The organism is Paenisporosarcina cavernae, assembly GCF_003595195.1.
GTDB lineage: Bacteria > Bacillota > Bacilli > Bacillales_A > Planococcaceae > Paenisporosarcina > Paenisporosarcina cavernae.
This window is the reverse complement of sequence record NZ_CP032418.1, coordinates 1,695,990-1,716,525: the sequence shown is the minus strand read 5'-3', so window position 1 is coordinate 1,716,525 and position 20,536 is coordinate 1,695,990. Positions and strand designations below refer to the sequence as shown.

Below are 20,536 nucleotides of genomic sequence, written 5' to 3'. Positions count from 1 at the left end.
ATGGCAGTTTTAGAGTTTAAACGAGTAGCTAAGACGTTTGGTGAAGGACGTCAAAAAGTAGATGCTTTAAAAGAAACAGATTTTATTGCCGAAAAAGGGGAGCTAATTGCGGTTATTGGTCCATCTGGTTCCGGTAAAAGTACGTTCCTTACGATTGCAGGAGGCTTACAAACACCTTCCAAAGGAAAAGTTTTTATCAATGATACCGAAATGACCACACTGTCCGAAAAGAAACGTTCGAAAATACGTTTAAGTGAGATTGGATTTATCTTGCAGTCGTCTAATTTAGTTCCCTTTCTTACTGTAGACCAGCAAATGAGATTAATTGCGAAAGTCAAAAAAGACAATATGACACAAAAGCAATTAGAAGAACTATATGAGGATTTAGGAATTGCAGAGTTGAAAGATAAATACCCTAGCGATTTATCGGGCGGTGAAAGGCAACGTACAGCGATAGCAAAAGCTCTTTATAGTAATCCTTCCATCTTACTTGCGGATGAACCTACAGCTTCACTTGATTCCGATCGTGCATACGAAGTAATGGAGCTATTGAAAAAAGAAACGAAAAGCAAAAATACCACAACAATTGTTGTTACCCATGATACTCGTTTAATCGATTATTGTGATAAAGTATATAAAATGACTGATGGCTCTCTCAAGTTGCAAGAAAAGAACGAGTAAGTGCCATCCTGAAACTATAGCCATTTCTCTTTTGGAGAATTCGTCTATAGTTTTTTGTTTCACCGAAAAGCGGCTTTAGATAGGAGGGATGGAAATGCCAAAAGATCGTCCTAATGTTTGGTTAGGCGTTTCCGCATTAGTTGTAAATGAAGCCAACGAATGGCTAATGGTAAAAAAGAAATATGGTGGCTTAAAAGGAAAATGGTCATTCCCAGCAGGGTTTGTGGAGAATGACGAAACCGTAGATGAAGCAGCCATACGAGAAGTAAAAGAGGAGACAGGGGTGGATATTTCCATTCATGCGATTATCGGATTTCGAACAGGTGTCATTCAGGAGATTATTAGTGATAATATGGTCATTTTTCGAGCCGTTCCCATTTCTCAAGATCAACCATTGATTGCGCAAACGCGTGAGATTGAAGAAGTTGCATGGCTATCTCCACTAGAATTAAAGGGAGAAACTAATGTATCGGTTATGGTACATCACCTCGTGGAAAAAGAATTAAAACAAGGGCTTACATCAATTGATGGTATTCATCCTGGCAATCAATTTGGCTACTCCTCCTATAAATTATTTTTTGAATAGTCAAAAAGCATTTACATTTCCGAAAGTACATGCTATATTATCAGAATATTAAATTTACTTAGGAGATGAACAGCATGAATCATGTAGCCAAAAAAGAATGTCCATATTGTAAAGGGAACGGGTATTTTCAATTACGACTTGGAGGATCGGAGACATGCACGTGTTGTCGAGGAACCGGGAAGAAGTAAGAATTGTTACAGTGTATTGAACAAAGTTTTCCAGCATTGAACCCATCTCTTCTTTCCTGTAAACTATCTACAGGAACGAGAGGGGAACATATCAAATGGACGGTAATTTTTCACTAGTACAATTAGTACTTTCAAGCGTCATTTTTTTAGTGATGTTTTTTGGAATAGCGTTTTTAATTAACATGTTATTACGAATGACTTGGGCAGTTGCAATCGCGTACCCCATTATTATTTTATTTGTTATTGACGACTTAGCAATGTTCGATTACTTTGCAAAGCCTTCTAGCACGTTTCAAGCACTAGGAGAGAAGCTAGTAAACTTGCAAGTAGCAGACTATTTAATTCTAGGGTTTGGTCTATTAGGAACTATAATTGCAGGTTTTGTTATCAAATACTTACGGAAAAATGGCTATCAAATGTTTTAATAGTAGCAGGTTATGTTCAACACGAGCATATCCTGTTTTTTTGTGTAATTCACGATGAGTGATGTTGAAAATAGTTAGTACTGTTTTACGTAACTGAGCATTAGAAATGCGTAAGCAGGCGTTAGATTCTCGGTTCAATTCAAAAACTGTGCAATTCGAATCACCACCTCTGCGATTTCATTAATTTCACGAGTCAATCAAGATCCTTTAGTTAAACTTCAAGGAAATGTTTCCATGAAAAAACGTCCACCCTAGGAGGATGAACGTAAAATTGCTATAAGATAAAGACATACAATATGACCGATATTAAAATACCTGTAATTGCTCCCATAAATACCTCACTTGGTTTATGACCGAGCAACGTCTTCAGTTCTTCGATTTTCTCTTCATTTTTCTTGTGTGCCCAATCCTTCGATTGATTCACAAACGAGGTAAAATCGTTTCGAAGTTGGTTGATTATTATTGCTTGTTGTCCAGCTTGGAATCTTACTCCCGTCGCGTCAAACATGACAATGACAGCAAAGATTGCTGATACAGCGAACAAAGTAGATCCAATTCCTTCTTCAAAAGCTACTGCTGTCGTAAGTGCTGTCACAGCTGCGGAGTGAGAGCTTGGCATACCACCTGTTGAGGTAAACAAATCCCAATCCCATTTTCCCCCGATTAAATAGTAAATAGGTATCTTCACAAATTGAGCAAAAAATATTCCGAACAGTGCTGCCCACAAAGGTGTATTCGCAAATAGTTCCATATCTTTTCCTCATTTCTTCGAATTAAGTATGAACAAATTATAGCACATATCTTCTTTCGACTCGCGTAACAATTTTCGATATACTAGAGGAATAAAGAAAGGGGAATTATAGATGTCTATTGAGGTTAAAGATCTTTCATTTCAAGAAATTCAAGCAGATTTACTAGTTGTAGGGGTGTATCGTAATCCTGAAAACACCACAAATTGGGAAATTTTTTCAACAAACATTGATGACAATGTATCCGCATTGGTGAAAAATGGTTTTATCTCTACTGATGAAAAGAAAATCACAAAAGTTCCTGTTGTAAAAGAAGGAACACTTCAACAAGTGTGGTATGTAGGTTTAGGCGACCGTAAACAGACGAACGAGGATGTACTTCGTGCTGCATTTGCGAAAGTGGGAAAAGAATTAGTTTCAGAAAAGAAATCAAACATGGCCATCTGGCTCGACTCGTTTCAAGCAGTGGATGTAGAGGTGGAAGATGTTGCTTACTTATTCACCGAAGGGATATCGTTAGGTCGTTACACAGTTCCTCATTATAAAACTGCTTCTACCACAGCTGATGCTTATTTAGATTATGTGGAAGTCTTAACTGAAGCAGATTCGCAAGAAATTACAGGGTATTTAGAAATTGGAACGATTTACGGTGATGCAACGAATGAAGCTCGATCACTCGTGAATATGCCTTCTAATATTTTAACTGCGACGAAAATGGCGGAGTATGCAAAAGAATTGGCGGAAAAATACGAGTTTGATTATGAAGAACTAGGTAAGGCTGAGATGGAAGAGCTCGGAATGGGAGCAATTTTAGCTGTTAATAAAGGATCCAAAGAAGAACCGAAAATGATTATTATTAAATATCGTGCGAATGAGCATTGGGACGACGTCGTGGGCTTAGTCGGAAAAGGTGTTACGTATGATACTGGAGGATATTCCATTAAACCGAAAGACGGATTAGTGGGGATGAAAGGTGATATGGGAGGAGCTGCAGCTGTTTTAGGTGCAATGCAAATTATTGGCGAAACTCGTCCCAATAAAAATGTCATGGCCGTTATTGGGGCTACAGACAACATGATTTCAGGAGATGCATTCAAACCAGATGATGTTATTGTGTCCTATAGCGGTAAATCGATTGAAGTATTAAATACGGATGCAGAAGGCCGTTTAGTGTTAGCTGATGCTGTAACGTATGCGAAACAACAAGGTGCAAATTATATCGTAGATGTTGCCACTCTTACAGGTGGAGTAATTGTTGCACTTGGTATGGACAAGACAGGTGCTTTAACAAACAATGAAGAATTTTTCGAAACATTTATGGAAGCTGCATTGGAAACGGGCGAATTTGTTTGGAGATTGCCGTTAACAGAAAGTGATAAAAAACGAATTCGGAAGAGTGACGTTGCAGACCTAAACAACTCACCGGGTAGAGATGGCCACATGATTTTCGGTGGCGGGTTTGTAGGTGAATTCGTGGAAAATACTCCTTGGATTCATTTAGATATCGCAGGTACTTCAGACGCAAGCGCTGCACATGACTTAGGACCAAAAGGCGGTACCGGAGTCATGGTGAGATCATTAGCTACATTGATCGAACGTATGGCGATTAATGAAATTGAGGAAAAATAGGTAAATACATCGATGACTTTCTCTCTTCCGCATATTGTAGCGGTAAGAGAGGAGGTTTTTTTGTGATGAATCATTACAGACGATATCCGCTACGCAGCGGATTTGGCAATTTCGGCAATTTCGGCAATTTCGGCAATTTTGGTGGTCCATTTCTTGGCGGTTTTGTCGGGAGCTTACTAGGCCAATCACTCTATCCGAATTATCGAAACTATCCATATCCTACGCCGTATCAATATCCATACGGTCGCTATCCATACCCGCCACTATATTATCCCTACCAATAGATAAACGCATCGTCAATCAATTGACTGACGATGCGCTTTTTTTTGTTCCTTTAAATAAGGACCTAAATCATCTTTAACGGAGTGCTTCCACATAGGAACACCAGATAAATAGGCTGCTCTTCCAATAACATGTCCTCCAACAGGACCAGTCATAAACAGAAATGCAATTCCTAACAATAGTCGTGTATTCACTTCATCTTTGATTAGCCAAAAATGAAGAAAAACGCCTAGTAGTATAAACATAACACCTAACGTAGCACTTTTGGATGCTGCGTGCGTACGTGAATACACGTCAGGAAGGCGAATTAATCCTACAGCTGTTACGACAATAAAAACGAGGCCAATAGACGTCGTGAGAATGATGAGACTATTCTTTAGAATTTCGATCACGTTCTATGATCACTCCTTTCTCTAAAAATTTAGAGAATGCAACAGTACCAATAAACGCAAGTATCGCTAAAAGTAAAATGATATCTAAATAGAAACTAGTATCCGCTAAAATGGAAATCAATCCGATCATGCAAATTAAGGCGACACCAATTGTATCCAAAGCTACTACACGATCTGGAATCGTTGGACCAACAATTACGCGGTAAATAAAGGCGGCAATTGCCAAACTAATAATGACTAAACTTATCCAAAAGAAAATCATCATGTTCGACTCACCTCCAAAATAGCTCTTTCAAATGAGTTTCGAATAGAGTCGATCGCTTCTTCTGCATCTCCGTAGTCAAGGGCATGGATGAAAAGTGTTTTCGAGTCTTCAGAAATCGCCACAACCAATGTACCAGGAGTAAGGGTAATTAAGTTAGAAAGTAGGGTGATTTCCCATTCTTTCTCAAGCACAGTTGGTAGTGCAAAAATAGCAGGTTTAATTGGCATTTTTGGTCGTATGATTAAGGATAGTACTTGGAAATTGGCTAAAAATAGTTCCTTTAAAAATAAAAAGAATAATTTTACTAATGCCCAAACCCGCCCCATATAGAACCTACCCGGTATAAATCGGTTCATCATGAGAATCATAATGATTCCTAAAATAAATCCTATTAGAAAAGTTGATAGTGTAAAATTCATCGATAGGAACATCCATAAAAAGGCGATAAAGAAATTTAACAATACTTGAAAAGCCATTTTATGCACCCCCTAATACAGCTTGAATATATTCTAATGGATTCATCAAGGTAGAAGTAGCTTGCGTCACATAAGGCATTAATACTTCTGCACCAACACCATAGAACACCGTAATCGCCGTTATAATTACAGCAGGTACGAGTAGGGCCCTATAATGTGCATCTTTTTTATACATCACCTCTTGCGGTGCTTCACCCCAAAAAGCATGAATGAAAATACGAATGACTGAAAGTAATACACCTAAGCTTGATAATAAAATGACAAGTGACAGAATTAATTCGTCACCTTCGATCGCGCCTTTTACAATAAGGAGTTTTCCGATAAAACCACTTAATGGGGGAATACCTACTAAACCAAAAGCAGCGATTAAATAACTCCAAGCTAATACTGGATGTGTGGAAAGGACACCACCCATTTTCCGTAAATTAGTCGTACCAGTGACATGAATGAGAACGCCAATGAGTAAGAACAACGCACCTTTAAGCAATATGTCATGAAGTAAGTAGAAAATAGCTCCTTCCATCGCTGTTTCATTCATAATCGAAGCACCAAAAAGAATGACTCCTACTGCAATAATGATGTTATAAATGATGATTTGTTTCACATCAAAATAGGCAAGTGCACCAATTAACCCAAAAACAATCGTAATGATGGAGAGAATCATCAGTAACTCATGGGTAAAGGCTGTGTCGTGAATGAAAAATAACGTGTACGTCCTGATAATTGCATACACTCCAACTTTTGTCAGTAAAGCACCAAATAGCGCTAAGACCGGAATAGGAGGGGCAGCATAGGATTTGGGTAACCAGAAAAACAGTGGAAAAATCGCACTCTTAAAGCCGAATACGACTAAGAAAAGAACCGCTATAACGGTGAGTATCCCTGGTTGGTTTACTTGAGCAATTTTTTGACTAATATCTGCCATGTTGAGCGTTCCAACAACAGCATATAAATATCCGACTGTAATAACGAATAAGGCAGAAGAAGTCACATTGACCAAAATATATTTAATCGATTCTCTAAGCTGTTTCTTCTCGCCACCTAAAACTATTAGTAAGTAAGATGCCATTAATAATACTTCGAAAAATACAAACATGTTGAATATATCTCCCGTAGTAAATGCCCCGTTTACACCAGTTAATAGAAATAAGATCCCAGGATAATAGAAATGTTTTTCTCGTTCTATCCCAACTGAGAACATACTCGTCCAAACGACGAACAAAGCAATGATACTAGTCGAAGTGACAAGTAGGGCAGAGAACATATCCGAAACCATGGATATTCCAAAAGGTGCATCCCAGCTTCCTAACGTTACGACTTGAATCCCTTTTGTATGTACAAGGTGTATTAATCGTAAAGAGATGACAAGGTTTATTACTAAAGCCAACATCGTAATAGTCCGCTGAGCTTTCACTTTAGACGGAAAGAATAGCAGGACCATTGCCACGAAAAAGGGCACAATTATTGGGAATAAAAGAAAGTTAATCATCTTCATCTATCCCCCTTAGCAAATTCATGTTGTCTGTTTCTAACTCTTGGTAAGAACGATACGCTAATACTAAAAAGAATGCTGTCACGCCAAAGCTAATCACAATGGCCGTTAAAATTAATGCCTGTGGTAAAGGATCAACATAACTTGTTTCCCCATGTTGCAACACAGGGGGAGCGTCACCTCCAAAGCCTCCCATAGTAAGTAGCAATAAATGAGCGCCGTGACTTAACACTGCTGTACCGATAATAATCCGTAATAAACTTCTAGAAAGCATTAAATATACTGCTGCCATAAATAAGAAGCCAATGACAAAACTCATCAAAATTTCCATTAATCATCCGCTCCTATCGTTTGAATAATGGTCATCGTTACTCCAACTACAACTAAATAGACACCCAAATCGAATGCCATCGCAGAATGAAGGGATTGCTTCCCTAACAGCGGTAGATCGTAATAATCATATGCGTGTGTAAAGAAAGGCATGTTGAACATAATCGAAGCCGCAGCTGTTGTAATAGCGATCAATAGGCCGATAGCTGTCATGACTACATAGTTGATCGGTAAAGCGGTAGAGATTGTTTTTAAATCATACGCAAGTAACAGAAGGACAATCGCGCTAGATGTTAATAAACCGCCTACGAATCCACCGCCTGGTGCATAGTGACCTGCAAAGAAGATGTGAATCGAGAAAAGAAAGATGATAAAAAACACAATATTTGCTGTCGTTTGTAAAATGACATCATTTGTTTTCAACCGGTTTCTCTCCTTTCTTTTTTGTCAGTCGCAGTTTAATCATACCAATGATGCCGAGAGAGGCGATTGCTAAAACCGCTATTTCAAAAAGCGTATCGAAACCACGATAGTCAACTAATATCACGTTGACCATGTTTTCACCGCCAGCTTCCTTATATACGGTCTCTTTATAGTACGAAGAAATACTTGAGACAAACTTTTGGGATTGAGCTGCTAATGCAACTAACGTGACAGTTACACCAACACCAAATGCTACTATCGCATTGTGAATTCGAAAACGGATTCTTTTTTCATGACGATTTAATTTTGGCAAGTGATAGAATGCCAGTAAAAATAACGCGACCGAAACCGTTTCAATTACTAATTGCGTTAAAGCTAAATCAGGTGCTTTAAAAATGACAAAGAATAGAGCAACTGTATAGCCGACAGCACCAAGTGCGATAATGGAAGTAAGTCGCGACTTTGCCAATAAAATCGTAAGTGTTCCTGCAAATAATACGAGTATTAATATGACTTCATACAAATGAATAGGAGAAAGTTTCGTTATATCAAGAACAAACGCGTTCGTTAAAAACAACGTACCAATCACTAAAACGATAAAGCCGTAAAACATATAATGCAGATAGTGGCGAATCGAACCGCGCATATAACTAGATGAAATTTTGTTAACACCAGTTTCAAAAAATGCCATGATAAGGTTATACATTGCATTTAACGAAACGCTATCAGGAACTAATTCATAGACACGACGCCACTTGGGAATAAGTTTAAAAAGGATAAACCCAATGGCTATTACGCCAACTGTTAGCCAAAATTCCATTTTAAATCCGTGCCAAGCTGCGACATGAATTGGAACTTCTTCGGGAGAAGTATAAAGAAACGGCTGAATCGCAATGACAGCTGGTTTTATGAAAGTATCTCCAATGATATTTGGAATGAAGAAGATTACTACTACTAAAACTGCTAAGATTGCAGGCGCGATTAACATTCCAATAGGTGCCTCATGAGGTTGTTTAGGTAGTAGATCTTGATGTCGTTTTCCGATGAACGTATGGAAAACAAAATACATACTGTACACAAATGTGAAGATACTTCCGATCCATGCTATCGCAAGGAATAAATAAAAATACTGATTCATGGAAAATGAGGAAAATTCTTGTATCGAAAGAATCGATGTTAAAAACATTTCCTTACTTAAAAAACCGTTAAACGGTGGAATACCTGCCATGGAGAAGGTTCCAATGAATGCTATTGTGAAACTAATTGGCATGACACTCATTAAGCCGCCAAGTTTGCGAATGTCTCTCGTTCCTGCTTCATGGTCAATAATTCCTGCCACCATGAACAAACTTCCTTTAAAAGTTGCATGATTGATTAAATGAAAAATCGCAGCAAATGCAGCGTATTTGAAAATTGTTTCAGCTGGATTTTCTACATGAAAGGCAAAGCTTGCAGCTCCTAAAAGAGACATGATTAAACCAAGTTGACTTACAGTGGAAAATGCTAAAATACCTTTTAAATCCGTTTGTTTCACTGCGAAAAATGATGCCCATAGCATGGTGAATAATCCAACGGAAGTCACCGTCCAAACCCAATATTCCGAAAAAGCAAAGATTGGTGTAAAACGAGCGACTAAATAGAGTCCTGCTTTCACCATCGTTGCTGAATGCAAATACGCACTAACTGGTGTCGGTGCTTCCATCGCATCCGGTAACCAAATGTAAAACGGGAATTGAGCTGATTTTGTAAAAGCACCTAAAAGGAGTAAAAATAAAGCCCATAGATAGAGCTGACTCTCTATCATGCCGTTAGCATTTGCAATTAATTCACGTATGGAATAAGTGCCACCAATTTCCGCTAGCATTAAAAACGCTGCAAACATCATTAAGCCACCGAAAACGGTGATCATCATCGATTTTAGTGCTCCATATCTAGAACGTTCTCTTTTATACCAATAACCAATTAGTAGGAAGGAGGAGATCGATGTTAATTCCCAAAACATATACAGAGTAATCATATGATCGGATTGAACGACACCTAACATAGCAGTCATAAAGAGGAGTAAGTACACGTAGAACAAGTGAAGTTTTTCTCTTGTCCGATCTAAATAAAAAATGGAGTAAAAGACAACTAACGTCCCAATTCCAGTGATGAGGAGAGAGAAAAGCAAACTTAATCCATCTAAATACGACACAACTGCTATGTCTAATGAAGGTATCCAATTAAATTGTGACGTAAACGTTTGTCCAACTGATATAGATGGTACATACGTGCAGTAGTAAATGAAAAGGACGACTGGGGCGATTAAAACGACCCAACCAGTATGTATCCCAGGGATTTTTTTATAAAATATAGGTATGATCATCGCAAGGATCATCGGTATGAATAATATAAATACGAATTCCACAAAAATCCTCCTAGATGTTTGGCCTCATAATACGGACTATCTCATTATTATAGCTTACATACCATGCATTTGCATGGCTCAATCCTCTAGCAATACTTGCTATTTACGCATTTCTTCCGATATGATAAATAGGAAGAAACACAATAAAAAGTTGGAGTTTTGTTATGAAAAATCCATATATTTTTGGATACTTACCTTTAATTACAATTGTTTTATTCAGCTTAACCTTTGGGGTTTATGCAGTTGGTGAAGCAATGACACTGTTTCAAGGCATCGGCGTATACGCTGGTATGCGAGAGTTTTTAACTCATTTACAACTACAGCTTTTTCTTTTAATCGTTTTTGCTCTCTTCTTTTTTATGGTGTTTTCCGCGTTGAAGTTAATTGCAGAAACCATTCATGAGTTAGCGATGCTCTTTTTCTCGAAGGATATAAAAGGCGAAACAATTCATCAAGCACGTGGTGGGTATGTCATTTTCTTTTTCGGATCGCTTTTATCTGTGATTGGTATTCAATCAATTCAATTGTTAGCACTTGTTTTCTTAGGGACTGCTTTTATCTATTTCGTTTATGTCGTGTATAAGCTAAGTCATACGCTAACGTTTGGTGGAACTCTAGGGTTAATACTTTTTGAAATATTAACATGGAGCATTTTTGTTTCCATGATTTTGTATGTCTTTTTTAAGTTATACAACGGAATAATTGCCAGCTTGCCATTTTTAGATCAATAAAAAGCGCCTTCCTGTATGTAATAGGAAAGGCGCTTATTTTATGGCTGCTGAGAATAATGCATGCTGTATTTTCTGCTTTTCTAGATTTCCCATATCACGAGGTGTATCGAATCCTAACCAAACGGCCGCTGTATAATCATCCGTTAAGCCTGCTAGCCAGAAATCATGGTAATCATTCGTTGTTCCTGTTTTCGCTCCTGTATACGAAGATGCGTGCGTAATGCCTCTGCCAGTTCCATTGTCGACGACATCCTTTAGTAATTCCCGCATATACTTTACTGTTTGTGGATTCCAAACAATCATCGATTCGTTTTTCCAGTTAAAAAGCGGGTCTCCTGCCACAGATTTTACACTTCGGATCGCATGGGCTTGGGAGTAAGATCCATCGATAAAGCTTGAATAAGCATTCGCCATCTCGTAGGACGTGACGCCATTCGTAAATCCGCCAATTGCCGCTGAAAATTGATGGTCTTGCTGCGTGATATGATCAAATCCAAATGGTTCGATATAGGAAAACGCATTCTCTACTCCAACTTGCTCGAACAATCGAAGCGCTGCCGTATTATAACTAAATCGAAACGCTTCTTTAATCGAAACATCCCCGTATATATGTCCACCATAATTACTTGGACAATATGTATTCACACAATATTTCCCAGCATTCGTTATGCTTTCAGGAGTTAAGGTAGTCGTTTCAAAAAGAGGTGCATAGTCGAGCAAAGGTTTAATCGCAGAACCTGGTTGCCTCACGGCTTGAAATGCACGATGAAAATCAAATTTCCGGTACTCTTTTCCTGCGTAAAGTGCTGAAATAGATCGTGTTTTATTCTCAATCACGACAGCTGATGCTTGTAAATCTGGAATACGTAGCATAGATGAAAAGTCAGATGAAATTTGGCGTTGTTTTGCAACATCTAAATTGGTTTCAATGGTCACTCCACCTGCTAGAATTTGTTGCACTCGATCGTCCAATTTCACATTGAGAGCATCCCGTTGAATAGGGTCAGTTGTAGCGACTAATTGTTCATCGAAACCTTCTGAAGCAGCAACTAATTTTCGTAGTTCATAAAATACATATGTACTATACTCTGGATACTTTTGAAGTTTCTTTTTGACGGAAAGGCGGATAGGTTGCTGTAGCCATTCGGAATATTGCTCGTCAGAGATGAACGACTCATCGTGTAAAATTCCAAGCAATAATTCTTGGCGTGCTTTTGTTTTCTCGAAATTCTTTATCGGATCGTAAAGAGAGGGATTGTTTGGAACAGCAGCCAAAAATGCAAGTTCGGCTCCAGTTAATTGCGCAATATCTCGATTAAAATAAAATTGTGCAGCTGCACCAATCCCATAGACTTGATTACTGAAATACATTTCATTCAAATACATTTCTAAAATCGTATCTTTAGATGCCTGTTTTTCCAGCTCATATGCATACATAAGCTCTGTCACTTTACGTTCGTATGTCTTTTCTTCTGTTAAATAGCGCATTCTTACTAATTGTTGTGTGATCGTGCTACCACCTTGACCATTATCGGAGGACTCTGCATTCGCCACAACAGCTCGTACAATTGCACTTAAATCATATCCAATATGGGAATAAAAACCTTTATCCTCACTCTGAATAAATAATTCTTGTGCAAGTAGAGGAATTTGATCTAGCGTTAATGGAACTCGATATTCCACATACTCCTCTGAAAAGACGTCGCCATTCTTATCCTTCATCACTACAGGCTGGCTAAAGACGGGTGAGTGGAGGGGAACCGACTTGTCCAATTGCGTTTGGAATTGGGATGCAACATGAATTTCCTTTCCTATATTTAAAAATAAACTAATAGCAAAAGGAATTAATAATAGAATCCATATATAACCGACCGTCTGTTTCATCGTTGCACCCCCTTTTTTCCATCTTAACGCTAATTAGGGAGTTGTAAAGACTGTTCATGAGAAAGAACTTTTTCGAAATCTTGTTTTGGCTGTTTTCTTGTATAACTTAAAAAGAAGAACGCAATGAGAAATAATGCTCCTGTGGAGAAAAAGACGGAAGAGATACCCACGTATCCACTGACAATTCCTCCGAAAAACGGTCCAATAATGTTTCCTAAAAAGCGGAAGCTTGTGTTGTAACCCATAACTTCCCCTTGAATTTCAATTGGCGCTTCTCGTCGAACTAAAGCGGTTGTCGTTGGAACTAATCCACCAACTGCAATACCAAATAGTAAACGAAGCGCCATTAGTTGCCAAAGCGATTGGACAAATGCTTGCGGAATGATAAATAAAAACGCAAGTAAGAGTAGAACTGTCAACACTTTCTCATAGCCTATTGCATCTCCAAGTCGTCCCCATCTACGTGCAAATAACAAGTTCCCGACTCCAGCTGCACTAAATGTCATACCAGCAAGAAGTGCCACATCTGATTGATCTACCAATTGCGCGACATAGAGAGATAACAACGGTTGAATACTGAAATTCCCAATTTGAATAAGCGCTGTAATAATCATCACATGTAACATTAACCGATGGTGAATCAAGCTGGAGAAAACTGTTTTTCGTGAATATTGAATATCATGAGAAGACTTCACTTTACGTACTTCTTTTATGCCAAAGCTGACAAGAAGTGCAGCAACGGAAATTGCAGCTGCCGTTATAACGAACGTATATTGAAAGCCAACAGAATCAGCTAAAAATCCTCCAAAGACAGGACCGAAAAGAGTTCCCGAAACACTTCCCATTTGTAATGTTCCAAGTGTTTTACCAGCGCTCTCTTTCGGCGTTTGAGCGCTAATAAATGCTAAAGATGTTGGAATAAATCCTGTCACAATACCCATGAAGAGTCGCAGGAAAAAGAAAGTCTCTACATTTGTCACATAACCCATTAAAAAAATACTTAAGGCAATACCAAACCCATTGATTATCAAAATCGGCTTATAACCGAAACGATCTGCAATGCGGCCCCAAATGGGTGACATGAGGAATGCAGAAACAAAAGTAACCCCGAAGATAAATCCTGACCATTTTTGTACATATTGAGGGGAATAATCGCCGAAAGTTTCTATATAAAGAGATAGAAATGGCATTATCATGGTCGCGGTTCCAGCAACTAAAAAATTTGAAACCCACATAATATAAAAATTTCGTTTTTGAATTGTCATACACGCATCACTTCTTTCCAATTAATAAGTATAAAACATTTCGGTGCACGAAGGAAATGATATGCTTATTACTCGTCAATCGTTTTCTACATATGATAGACTTATTCCGTATGTAAAATAGACGAGAAAGCTCGCTTGACAAGCAACGCTTTCCATAAAGGAGAGATAATTTTGTTTCAACAATTAACGAATGAAGTATCACCTACAGAAGCGCTAGTAAAAATGAATACAACTAAAGGGACAATTACGATTAAACTATTTCCAGAACAAGCACCAAAAACAGTGGAGAACTTCTTAACGCATGCTGAAAACGGATATTATGATGGCATTGTCTTTCATCGCATTATCGAAGATTTCATGATTCAAGGTGGAGACCCGACAGGAACTGGCATGGGAGGAGAAAGCATTTACGGTTCTACTTTCGAAGACGAATTCTCTCCTGAACTATTCAATATTCGTGGTGCACTATCAATGGCAAACGCAGGACCTGGAACAAACGGAAGCCAATTCTTCATCGTTCAAAAGAAAGATGTTGATTCTCAAATGCTTCGTCAAATGCAAGATGCAGGTTACCCAGAAGAAATCATCGAAGCATATGCAACAAAAGGTGGTACACCATGGTTAGACCACCGCCATACTGTGTTTGGACAAGTAGTGGAAGGAATGGATGTAGTTGATTCAATGGCTACTGTTGAAAAAAATTCTCAAGACAAACCACTTGAAGATATTAAAATCGAATCCATTGAAATCGTACAAAAATAAGTGAGGAATGAATATGCTTAATTCATTAATCCTCGGTCTAGGCTTTCTATACTTCCCGGAAGACAAAACCGAATACATTCCCGCTGCAATCGAGTTCGCGATATTTGCAGTACTATGTGTACTGGCTTTCCGATGGATCGTCAAAAAATCGAAACAACAGGAAGCGAAAACAAAAGCACTCGAAGAAAAAATTCTACAAGAACGAAAAGACAAACAATAATAGTGCATAAGGCAACCTTCACGGGTTGTCTTTTTTGTGGTTGAAAAAAATGATTTTCGTGCGCGAAAATTCACCGCTTAAGAGGTTGGGAAAGAAGATGGTGGCAGGCATAAAAGCGGAATCGGGGTAATTGTCCTAATGTTTGAGGAAAGTGTCCTAATGTTTGGAGAAAGTGTCCTAATGTTTGGAGAAAGTGTCCTAATGTTTGGAGAAAGTGTCCTAATGTTGCGGAAAAGTGTCCTAATGTTGCGGAAAAGTGTCCTAATGTTGCGGAAAAGTGTCCTAATGTTTGAGGAAAGTGTCCTAATGTTTGGAGAAAGTGTCCTAATGTTTGGAGAAAGTGTCCTAATGTTTTGAGAGAGTGTCCTAATGTTTGAAGAAAGTGTCCTAATGTTTGGAGAAAGTGTCCTAATGTTGCCGCAAAGTGTCCAAATGTCCAAGTGTTAAATTTTTTTTCAGAGATTTTACTAGGCGTATCACAGGTTAAAAGGTTATCCTAAGAAGTTAATATCTGAAAATTAAAAAAATAATTCACTTAGCTATAGCAATAATTGAAAGTTTGAGGTAATTTGAATAAAAAGGAGTGATAATTCTGATTCAGAAAACTCGATCAAAAAATAATTATTTTTTAAAATTGGAAGCACTAGCAAGGCGTCTTCCTCCTACCCACAAATCATACAAACTCGTTCAAACAAAACTCGCTCAGCTAGAAGCAGGAGAATGGGGCGAAGAAAGTGTCGCCATGAATTTAGCTCGATTTACTCCGGATTTTCCGATCAATCTCTTCCATGACATCCTTCTAAAATCGTATTCCTTCTTTCAAATTGATCATCTAATTCTTACTAAACATTACGCGTTAATAATTGAATCGAAAAATTTAAAATTCCAGATTGAAATTACTCGTAACCCAGATCAGTTAATTCAATATGATGAACTTGGCAACTCGAAGGTTATGGATTCACCTCTGCAGCAACTAGAGAAAAATTGCGAGTGGATGAGAGGGTGGCTTTTAAATAAAGGAATTGACCTACCTGTTTTCGGAATTTTTGCTGTATCGAATGTTAATTGTAAAATTGTGACTAAGCAGGAAGAGCCGACGATTGTAAGAGCAAGTTTTCTTCAAAAGAAGATTTTGGAGCTTCCGCGTTCAACGGAATTCATTGATGAAAATACATTAGCTAAATTGAAAAAAAGTATTTTAAACGAACATATGGAGTTCGACCAACATAATTTTTTGAAAAATTTTGATGTCGATGTAAAAGAACTGCTTCCTGGAATGTGGTGCGATGTCTGTAAAAAATTAACTGTTTCAAAAATTGGATTCAAATTTATGTGTACATGTGGCAATGAAAATCCATCCTCTTTTATGCAAGCAGTAAATGATTATTTCTTATTGATGAAAAATGAGATGAGCAACAAAGAATGCAGAACATTTTTAAAGATCGAAAGCGCGAAAGTCACGTATCGAAAACTTCAACAATCTGGTTTGCAAATACAAGGTCGTGGACGAAATACATTGTATTTAAATAAAAGATCTCCTGCAAAAAATTAATATTTATCAAGCATTTGTTAATGGAGAATGAATTACTGACGAACCAAAGTGACGACGAAGATATCTACTTTTGTTGAAAGAGTGTTCCAATGTTTGAGGAATGTGTCATAATGTTGCGAGAAAGTGTCCTAATGATGACGCAGAGTGTCCTAATGTTTTGAGAGAGTGTCCTAATGATGACGCAGAGTGTCCTAATGTTTGAGGAAAGTGTCCTAATGTTTGAAGAGAGTGTCCTAATGATGACGCAGAGTGTCCTAATGATGACGCAGAGTGTCCCAATGTTTGAAGAAAGTTTCCTAATGTAGACGCAGAGTTTCCCAATCACCAACCAAACTGTCTCAAACTTTCCCCTATCTTCCTTCAAAGCGTTTAAAATCCCACACTTTCTAAATTATCTCTTCTCTAAATCATAAACATCACTCTCTACGAAATAAAAAATAACCCTCCCAAGGGAAGAGTTATTGTAAGTGTTTGAATGCTTTAATGGTGCGAGCGACGCCATCTTTTAGCAATGACGGCGATGTTGCGACGTTCATTCGAAGGAATCCTTTTCCTTCTTCTCCGTATTTTGATCCCGCTTCTAATGCTACTTTTCCTTCTTGAAGTAAGGCGTTTATGATGTCTTGTTCTTCCAATCCTGTTTTTCGGTAGTCGATCCAAAGTAAGTAAGTGCCTTGTGGTCGAGCAATTTCTAATCCATTAATTTCATTTGGCAATGTTTGAATGACGTATTCGATATTGGATTCAATTACTTTTTTCGCTTCTTCTAGCCATTCTTTACCAGTCGAATAAGCGGCCTCAAGCGCAACACCTGCAAATGCATTCACTTCAATAAATCCGTGGGAGAGTGAAACGTCTTTTAACGTTTCACGATCTTTTTCATTTGCCACAATCATACTTGCAATTTGAATTCCCGCTAGATTAAAAGTTTTCGTTGGCGCGACACATGTGTATATAAATTCTTTATAGGATGGTGCGATTTTTGCTAATGGAAGATGTTTATTTCCAAACAGCACTAGATCGGCGTGTATCTCATCAGATAAGATGCGAACATTATATTTTTCACATAACTCCACGATTTTGCGTAACTCTTGTTCTGTCCATACTTTCCCGACTGGGTTGTGAGGGTGACAGTGTATGTAGAGTTTGACGTCTTGTTTTAGTTTTTCTTCAAAATCGTGCCAATTAATTTCGTAGTTGCCATTTTGCTCACGTAATGTAGATTCGATGACATTCCGACCTAATTTTTCCGGTATCATTTTAAAAGGGGGATACACTGGCGGTAAAATTAGAATATTATCGGACACCTTTGTAAAGGATTGAATGATAACCGACATTGCAGGGATGACGCCGTGGTGGAATAAAATCTCGTCTTGTGAAATATTCCACTGATGATTGGATTCCAACCAGTCTACTAAAGCTTTTTTTGCAGAGTCGCTCGTAAATGTATAGCCGTAAATAGGATGTTGCAATCGGTCTTGCAATGCTTTAGTAACTGCTTCGGGAACAGGGAAATCCATATCTGCAACCCACATTGGCAGTATTTCCGATGCATCGGGTACGTCAAAAATGTGTTCCATGGCATCCCATTTAACCGATTGCGTGTTTCTTCGGTTCAAGTTCTCTTCAAATACTTTCAAGACAAACACCCTTTCTTTTCGATGCTAATATGGTATCATAGCTTTGACAAAAAAGAGATGCTGGTGACTAGTAATGGATGATATTTTAATGAATAAGAAATGTATTCGTCTTTTGGAGGAATGGGATCCGTTTGGCTATGGACAACGTTCATATGAGACGGAAATAGCGGATGTAGTAGCGGCGTTACAAGGGTTCGATGATCCGACTCAAATTGCGAAGAACATTCAAACGGTCTATGAGGCATCATTTGAACAATGGATTCCTCTTGAAAAATGTATGGAAATTGCGTATCAATTAATTGCGGTAAAATTTGAAGCAAAATGTATCATATAACTTACAAATCCATAAAAAAACATCTCATCAATTGATGAGATGTTTTTACGTTGGTAATCTAATTCCGTCCAGCAAGTTGGATGCTGGTACTTCCAATGCATTAGAAAGTTTGAGAATTGACTGGACAGAAGGTGTATCTACCCCTGATTCATAATTCTCTAATTTCCCCGTTCCAATGCGCGTTTTTAATGAAAGATCTTCTAAGGAAAAGTTTCGTTCTTCTCGCAGTTGGCGAAGTTGAGTGTGGAATTCTTGTTTCATTAACATGCACTCCTTTCCATACGTACATACTACGCTTTACTTATCATTATCATACCTTAGAATAAAAACTTTTGTGAAATAGTATGCACTCACTTTGTTTCATTTACATAAATAAACTTACGATTTTATTCACAAATACGGCAATAATAGCAATCGGAGCTACGAAACGAACTAAGAAGTACCAAATTTCATAGGAAGAAGTTTTAATTTGTAATTCATCCATTGAATCAGGTTTCGGCATCACATAACCTGCGAAGATTGATATTAATAAAGCTCCTAAAGGTAATCCAATACTACTCGTGATGAAATCTGCAAAATCAAAAAACGTCATCCCCATTATTTTAAAATCACTTAATACGCCAAATGATAGGGCACTTGGAATACCTACTAAGAAAATGAGTAAGCCATAAATCCAAGAAGCTCGTTTTCGCTTATCATATGCATTTTTTATCCCAATGGATACTACAATTTCAAGCATCGAAATAGAAGAAGTTAACGTTGCAAAAAGTAATAACACTAAAAATACGAGTAAGAATATAGAGCCAAAAGGCAGCTGTTCAAAGACGGCAGGAAGGATAATAAATACTAATCCAGGTCCTTCATTAGGCGAGTACCCTAAAGCGAATACAGCTGGAAAGATCACTAGACCTGAAAGAATGGATATACCAATATTCAAAAATGACACACTTAATGCAGAATTACCGAGACGCTGTTCTTTCGGTAAATACGATGCATATGTCATCATTCCTGCCACCCCAACACTTAATGAGAAAAATGCTTGACCTAATGCTAGTAACATAGTATTTGCAGTGAAATACGACCAATCTGGCACAAACATGAATTCGATTCCTTCCCATGCACCATCTAGTGTTAAGGAACGAACGACTAATATGATAAAAAAGACAAACAACGCTGGCATCATAATACGACTAGCACGCTCTATACCGGCTTCAATCCCGCCTTTTACAATTAGGACGGTTAGTAACATAAATAATGCTTGCGCACCGATTACTTCCAAAGGGCTTGAAATGATGGAAGCGAACAGTTCCCCATAGTACGATTCTCCATTATTGCTTAGTTGAAAAAGAATTGCTCGACCGAGGTAAGATAAGATCCACCCACCCACTACGGAATAAAACGAAAGAATAATAAAGGAAAAGATAAATCCTGACCACCCAATGAGAAACCAATTTTTCCCTGGTGCTAGTTTTTTTAACGAGGTAACGGCATCTGCTTGTCCACGTCGACCAATTAAAAATTCCGCTAAAAGGATAGGCAAACCGATTAATAATGTACTGATGATAAATAGGAGGACAAAAACGCTGCCTCCGTTCGTTCCTGCCATGTATGGAAATTTCCAAATAGCTCCAAGTCCAATTGCACTGCCTGCAGCTGCTAGTACAAAGCCAATTTTAGACGCGAAATGATCCCTTTTTTGCATCGATTATACCTTCCTTCTTCTATAGATTTTTTTCATTCTACACGAGTTAGATTGAAAAGCATATGGAATTTTGAAACAATTGAGAAAAAAAGTGCGTTACATGTTCGTATAGAAAGGGTGA

Annotated in this window: 23 protein-coding genes; 10 read left to right on the top strand and 13 right to left on the bottom strand. The window is 38.0% G+C overall.

The window, feature by feature from the left end; genetic code table 11:
• The 4 genes from D3873_RS08755 (at position 1) to D3873_RS08745 (ending at position 1,880) form a co-directional block, all read left to right on the top strand.
• Positions 1–681, top strand: coding sequence for an ABC transporter ATP-binding protein (locus D3873_RS08755; RefSeq protein WP_119883694.1), 681 nt, complete (start codon positions 1–3; stop codon positions 679–681).
• Between the two features lie 94 nt (positions 682–775).
• Complete coding sequence (locus D3873_RS08750; protein ID WP_205536254.1) at positions 776–1,267, top strand: NUDIX domain-containing protein; 492 nt, start codon at positions 776–778, stop codon at positions 1,265–1,267.
• A gap of 65 nt (positions 1,268–1,332) precedes the next feature.
• On the top strand, positions 1,333–1,455 hold the full coding sequence (locus D3873_RS13390) for a YuiA family protein (protein WP_162920172.1): 123 nt from the start codon (positions 1,333–1,335) through the stop codon (positions 1,453–1,455).
• A gap of 95 nt (positions 1,456–1,550) precedes the next feature.
• Positions 1,551–1,880 (top strand): YuiB family protein, encoded by a 330-nt coding sequence (locus D3873_RS08745; protein ID WP_119883692.1) that lies wholly within the window; start codon positions 1,551–1,553, stop codon positions 1,878–1,880.
• Positions 1,881–2,154: 274 nt separating this feature from the next.
• Here D3873_RS08745 and D3873_RS08740 read toward each other — a convergent pair whose 3' ends face one another.
• Positions 2,155–2,631, bottom strand: coding sequence for a divergent PAP2 family protein (locus D3873_RS08740; RefSeq protein WP_119883691.1), 477 nt, complete (start codon positions 2,629–2,631; stop codon positions 2,155–2,157).
• A 112-nt stretch (positions 2,632–2,743) separates the two neighbouring features.
• Between D3873_RS08740 and D3873_RS08735 the strand changes: the two genes are divergently transcribed.
• Positions 2,744–4,258, top strand: coding sequence for a leucyl aminopeptidase (locus D3873_RS08735; RefSeq protein ID WP_119883690.1), 1,515 nt, complete (start codon positions 2,744–2,746; stop codon positions 4,256–4,258).
• 296 nt (positions 4,259–4,554) lie between these two features.
• Here D3873_RS08735 and mnhG read toward each other — a convergent pair whose 3' ends face one another.
• Genes mnhG through D3873_RS08695 form a run of 7 tightly spaced genes read right to left on the bottom strand, consistent with a single transcriptional unit; the run spans position 4,555 to position 10,325 of the window.
• A complete protein-coding gene (gene mnhG, locus D3873_RS08725) occupies positions 4,555–4,932 on the bottom strand; it encodes a monovalent cation/H(+) antiporter subunit G (RefSeq protein WP_420798986.1) in 378 nt (125 codons plus the stop codon).
• The gene (locus D3873_RS08720; RefSeq protein WP_119883689.1) at positions 4,910–5,197 is read right to left on the bottom strand and encodes a Na(+)/H(+) antiporter subunit F1; all 288 of its coding nucleotides are present in this window, start codon (positions 5,195–5,197) and stop codon (positions 4,910–4,912) included. The genes mnhG and D3873_RS08720 overlap by 23 nt, the downstream gene beginning before the upstream one ends.
• Complete coding sequence (locus tag D3873_RS08715) at positions 5,194–5,673, bottom strand: Na+/H+ antiporter subunit E (RefSeq protein ID WP_119883688.1); 480 nt, start codon at positions 5,671–5,673, stop codon at positions 5,194–5,196. The genes D3873_RS08720 and D3873_RS08715 overlap by 4 nt, the downstream gene beginning before the upstream one ends.
• A 1-nt stretch (position 5,674) precedes the next feature.
• A complete protein-coding gene (locus D3873_RS08710; RefSeq protein ID WP_119883687.1) occupies positions 5,675–7,162 on the bottom strand; it encodes a Na+/H+ antiporter subunit D in 1,488 nt (495 codons plus the stop codon).
• Positions 7,155–7,496, bottom strand: coding sequence for a Na(+)/H(+) antiporter subunit C (locus D3873_RS08705; RefSeq protein WP_119883686.1), 342 nt, complete (start codon positions 7,494–7,496; stop codon positions 7,155–7,157). Before D3873_RS08705 ends, D3873_RS08710 begins: the two co-directional genes overlap by 8 nt.
• Positions 7,496–7,918, bottom strand: a complete 423-nt coding sequence (locus D3873_RS08700) for a Na(+)/H(+) antiporter subunit B (RefSeq protein ID WP_119883685.1) — start codon at positions 7,916–7,918, stop codon at positions 7,496–7,498. Before D3873_RS08700 ends, D3873_RS08705 begins: the two co-directional genes overlap by 1 nt.
• Positions 7,905–10,325, bottom strand: a complete 2,421-nt coding sequence (locus tag D3873_RS08695) for a Na+/H+ antiporter subunit A (RefSeq protein WP_119883684.1) — start codon at positions 10,323–10,325, stop codon at positions 7,905–7,907. The genes D3873_RS08700 and D3873_RS08695 overlap by 14 nt, the downstream gene beginning before the upstream one ends.
• A gap of 164 nt (positions 10,326–10,489) precedes the next feature.
• On the opposite strand from D3873_RS08695, the gene D3873_RS08690 reads away from it, so the two are divergent.
• Positions 10,490–11,056 (top strand): DUF5366 family protein, encoded by a 567-nt coding sequence (locus D3873_RS08690; RefSeq protein ID WP_119883683.1) that lies wholly within the window; start codon positions 10,490–10,492, stop codon positions 11,054–11,056.
• Between the two features lie 33 nt (positions 11,057–11,089).
• Here D3873_RS08690 and D3873_RS08685 read toward each other — a convergent pair whose 3' ends face one another.
• Complete coding sequence (locus D3873_RS08685) at positions 11,090–12,940, bottom strand: transglycosylase domain-containing protein (protein WP_119883682.1); 1,851 nt, start codon at positions 12,938–12,940, stop codon at positions 11,090–11,092.
• Between the two features lie 29 nt (positions 12,941–12,969).
• A complete protein-coding gene (locus tag D3873_RS08680) occupies positions 12,970–14,205 on the bottom strand; it encodes an MFS transporter (protein ID WP_119883681.1) in 1,236 nt (411 codons plus the stop codon).
• Positions 14,206–14,376: 171 nt separating this feature from the next.
• On the opposite strand from D3873_RS08680, the gene D3873_RS08675 reads away from it, so the two are divergent.
• The 3 genes from D3873_RS08675 to D3873_RS08660 all read left to right on the top strand — a co-directional run bounded on the left by D3873_RS08675 (position 14,377) and on the right by D3873_RS08660 (position 16,739).
• Positions 14,377–14,967, top strand: coding sequence for a peptidylprolyl isomerase (locus D3873_RS08675; protein WP_119883680.1), 591 nt, complete (start codon positions 14,377–14,379; stop codon positions 14,965–14,967).
• A 13-nt stretch (positions 14,968–14,980) separates the two neighbouring features.
• Positions 14,981–15,187 (top strand): hypothetical protein, encoded by a 207-nt coding sequence (locus D3873_RS08670; RefSeq protein WP_119883679.1) that lies wholly within the window; start codon positions 14,981–14,983, stop codon positions 15,185–15,187.
• Between the two features lie 583 nt (positions 15,188–15,770).
• Entirely contained in the window at positions 15,771–16,739 is a 969-nt protein-coding gene (locus tag D3873_RS08660; RefSeq protein ID WP_162920171.1) for a nuclease-related domain-containing protein, read from the top strand.
• A gap of 458 nt (positions 16,740–17,197) precedes the next feature.
• Here D3873_RS08660 and D3873_RS08655 read toward each other — a convergent pair whose 3' ends face one another.
• Positions 17,198–18,379, bottom strand: a complete 1,182-nt coding sequence (locus D3873_RS08655; protein WP_119883676.1) for a MalY/PatB family protein — start codon at positions 18,377–18,379, stop codon at positions 17,198–17,200.
• 73 nt (positions 18,380–18,452) lie between these two features.
• Between D3873_RS08655 and D3873_RS08650 the strand changes: the two genes are divergently transcribed.
• Positions 18,453–18,713, top strand: coding sequence for a DUF1871 family protein (locus D3873_RS08650; protein ID WP_119883675.1), 261 nt, complete (start codon positions 18,453–18,455; stop codon positions 18,711–18,713).
• Positions 18,714–18,758: 45 nt separating this feature from the next.
• Here the strand turns inward: D3873_RS08650 and D3873_RS08645 are convergent, their stop codons facing one another.
• Positions 18,759–18,974 (bottom strand): helix-turn-helix domain-containing protein, encoded by a 216-nt coding sequence (locus tag D3873_RS08645; protein ID WP_119883674.1) that lies wholly within the window; start codon positions 18,972–18,974, stop codon positions 18,759–18,761.
• A 103-nt stretch (positions 18,975–19,077) separates the two neighbouring features.
• Entirely contained in the window at positions 19,078–20,415 is a 1,338-nt protein-coding gene (locus D3873_RS08640) for a sodium-dependent transporter (protein WP_119883673.1), read from the bottom strand.
• Between the last annotated feature and the right edge of the window lie 121 nt (positions 20,416–20,536).

What these genes read in the sequence shown, in the direction of transcription:
- D3873_RS08755 (WP_119883694.1), top strand. Translation starts at nt 1, where the DNA reads ATGGCAGTTTTAGAGTTTAAACGAGTAGCTAAGACGTTTGGTGAAGGA.
- D3873_RS08750 (WP_205536254.1), top strand. Translation starts at nt 776, where the DNA reads ATGCCAAAAGATCGTCCTAATGTTTGGTTAGGCGTTTCCGCATTAGTT.
- D3873_RS13390 (WP_162920172.1), top strand. Translation starts at nt 1,333, where the DNA reads ATGAACAGCATGAATCATGTAGCCAAAAAAGAATGTCCATATTGTAAA.
- D3873_RS08745 (WP_119883692.1), top strand. Translation starts at nt 1,551, where the DNA reads ATGGACGGTAATTTTTCACTAGTACAATTAGTACTTTCAAGCGTCATT.
- D3873_RS08740 (WP_119883691.1), bottom strand. Translation starts at nt 2,631, where the DNA reads ATGGAACTATTTGCGAATACACCTTTGTGGGCAGCACTGTTCGGAATA.
- D3873_RS08735 (WP_119883690.1), top strand. Translation starts at nt 2,744, where the DNA reads ATGTCTATTGAGGTTAAAGATCTTTCATTTCAAGAAATTCAAGCAGAT.
- D3873_RS08720 (WP_119883689.1), bottom strand. Translation starts at nt 5,197, where the DNA reads ATGATGATTTTCTTTTGGATAAGTTTAGTCATTATTAGTTTGGCAATT.
- D3873_RS08715 (WP_119883688.1), bottom strand. Translation starts at nt 5,673, where the DNA reads ATGGCTTTTCAAGTATTGTTAAATTTCTTTATCGCCTTTTTATGGATG.
- D3873_RS08710 (WP_119883687.1), bottom strand. Translation starts at nt 7,162, where the DNA reads ATGATTAACTTTCTTTTATTCCCAATAATTGTGCCCTTTTTCGTGGCA.
- D3873_RS08705 (WP_119883686.1), bottom strand. Translation starts at nt 7,496, where the DNA reads ATGGAAATTTTGATGAGTTTTGTCATTGGCTTCTTATTTATGGCAGCA.
- D3873_RS08690 (WP_119883683.1), top strand. Translation starts at nt 10,490, where the DNA reads ATGAAAAATCCATATATTTTTGGATACTTACCTTTAATTACAATTGTT.
- D3873_RS08685 (WP_119883682.1), bottom strand. Translation starts at nt 12,940, where the DNA reads ATGAAACAGACGGTCGGTTATATATGGATTCTATTATTAATTCCTTTT.
- D3873_RS08680 (WP_119883681.1), bottom strand. Translation starts at nt 14,205, where the DNA reads ATGACAATTCAAAAACGAAATTTTTATATTATGTGGGTTTCAAATTTT.
- D3873_RS08670 (WP_119883679.1), top strand. Translation starts at nt 14,981, where the DNA reads ATGCTTAATTCATTAATCCTCGGTCTAGGCTTTCTATACTTCCCGGAA.
- D3873_RS08650 (WP_119883675.1), top strand. Translation starts at nt 18,453, where the DNA reads ATGGATGATATTTTAATGAATAAGAAATGTATTCGTCTTTTGGAGGAA.
- D3873_RS08645 (WP_119883674.1), bottom strand. Translation starts at nt 18,974, where the DNA reads ATGAAACAAGAATTCCACACTCAACTTCGCCAACTGCGAGAAGAACGA.
- D3873_RS08640 (WP_119883673.1), bottom strand. Translation starts at nt 20,415, where the DNA reads ATGCAAAAAAGGGATCATTTCGCGTCTAAAATTGGCTTTGTACTAGCA.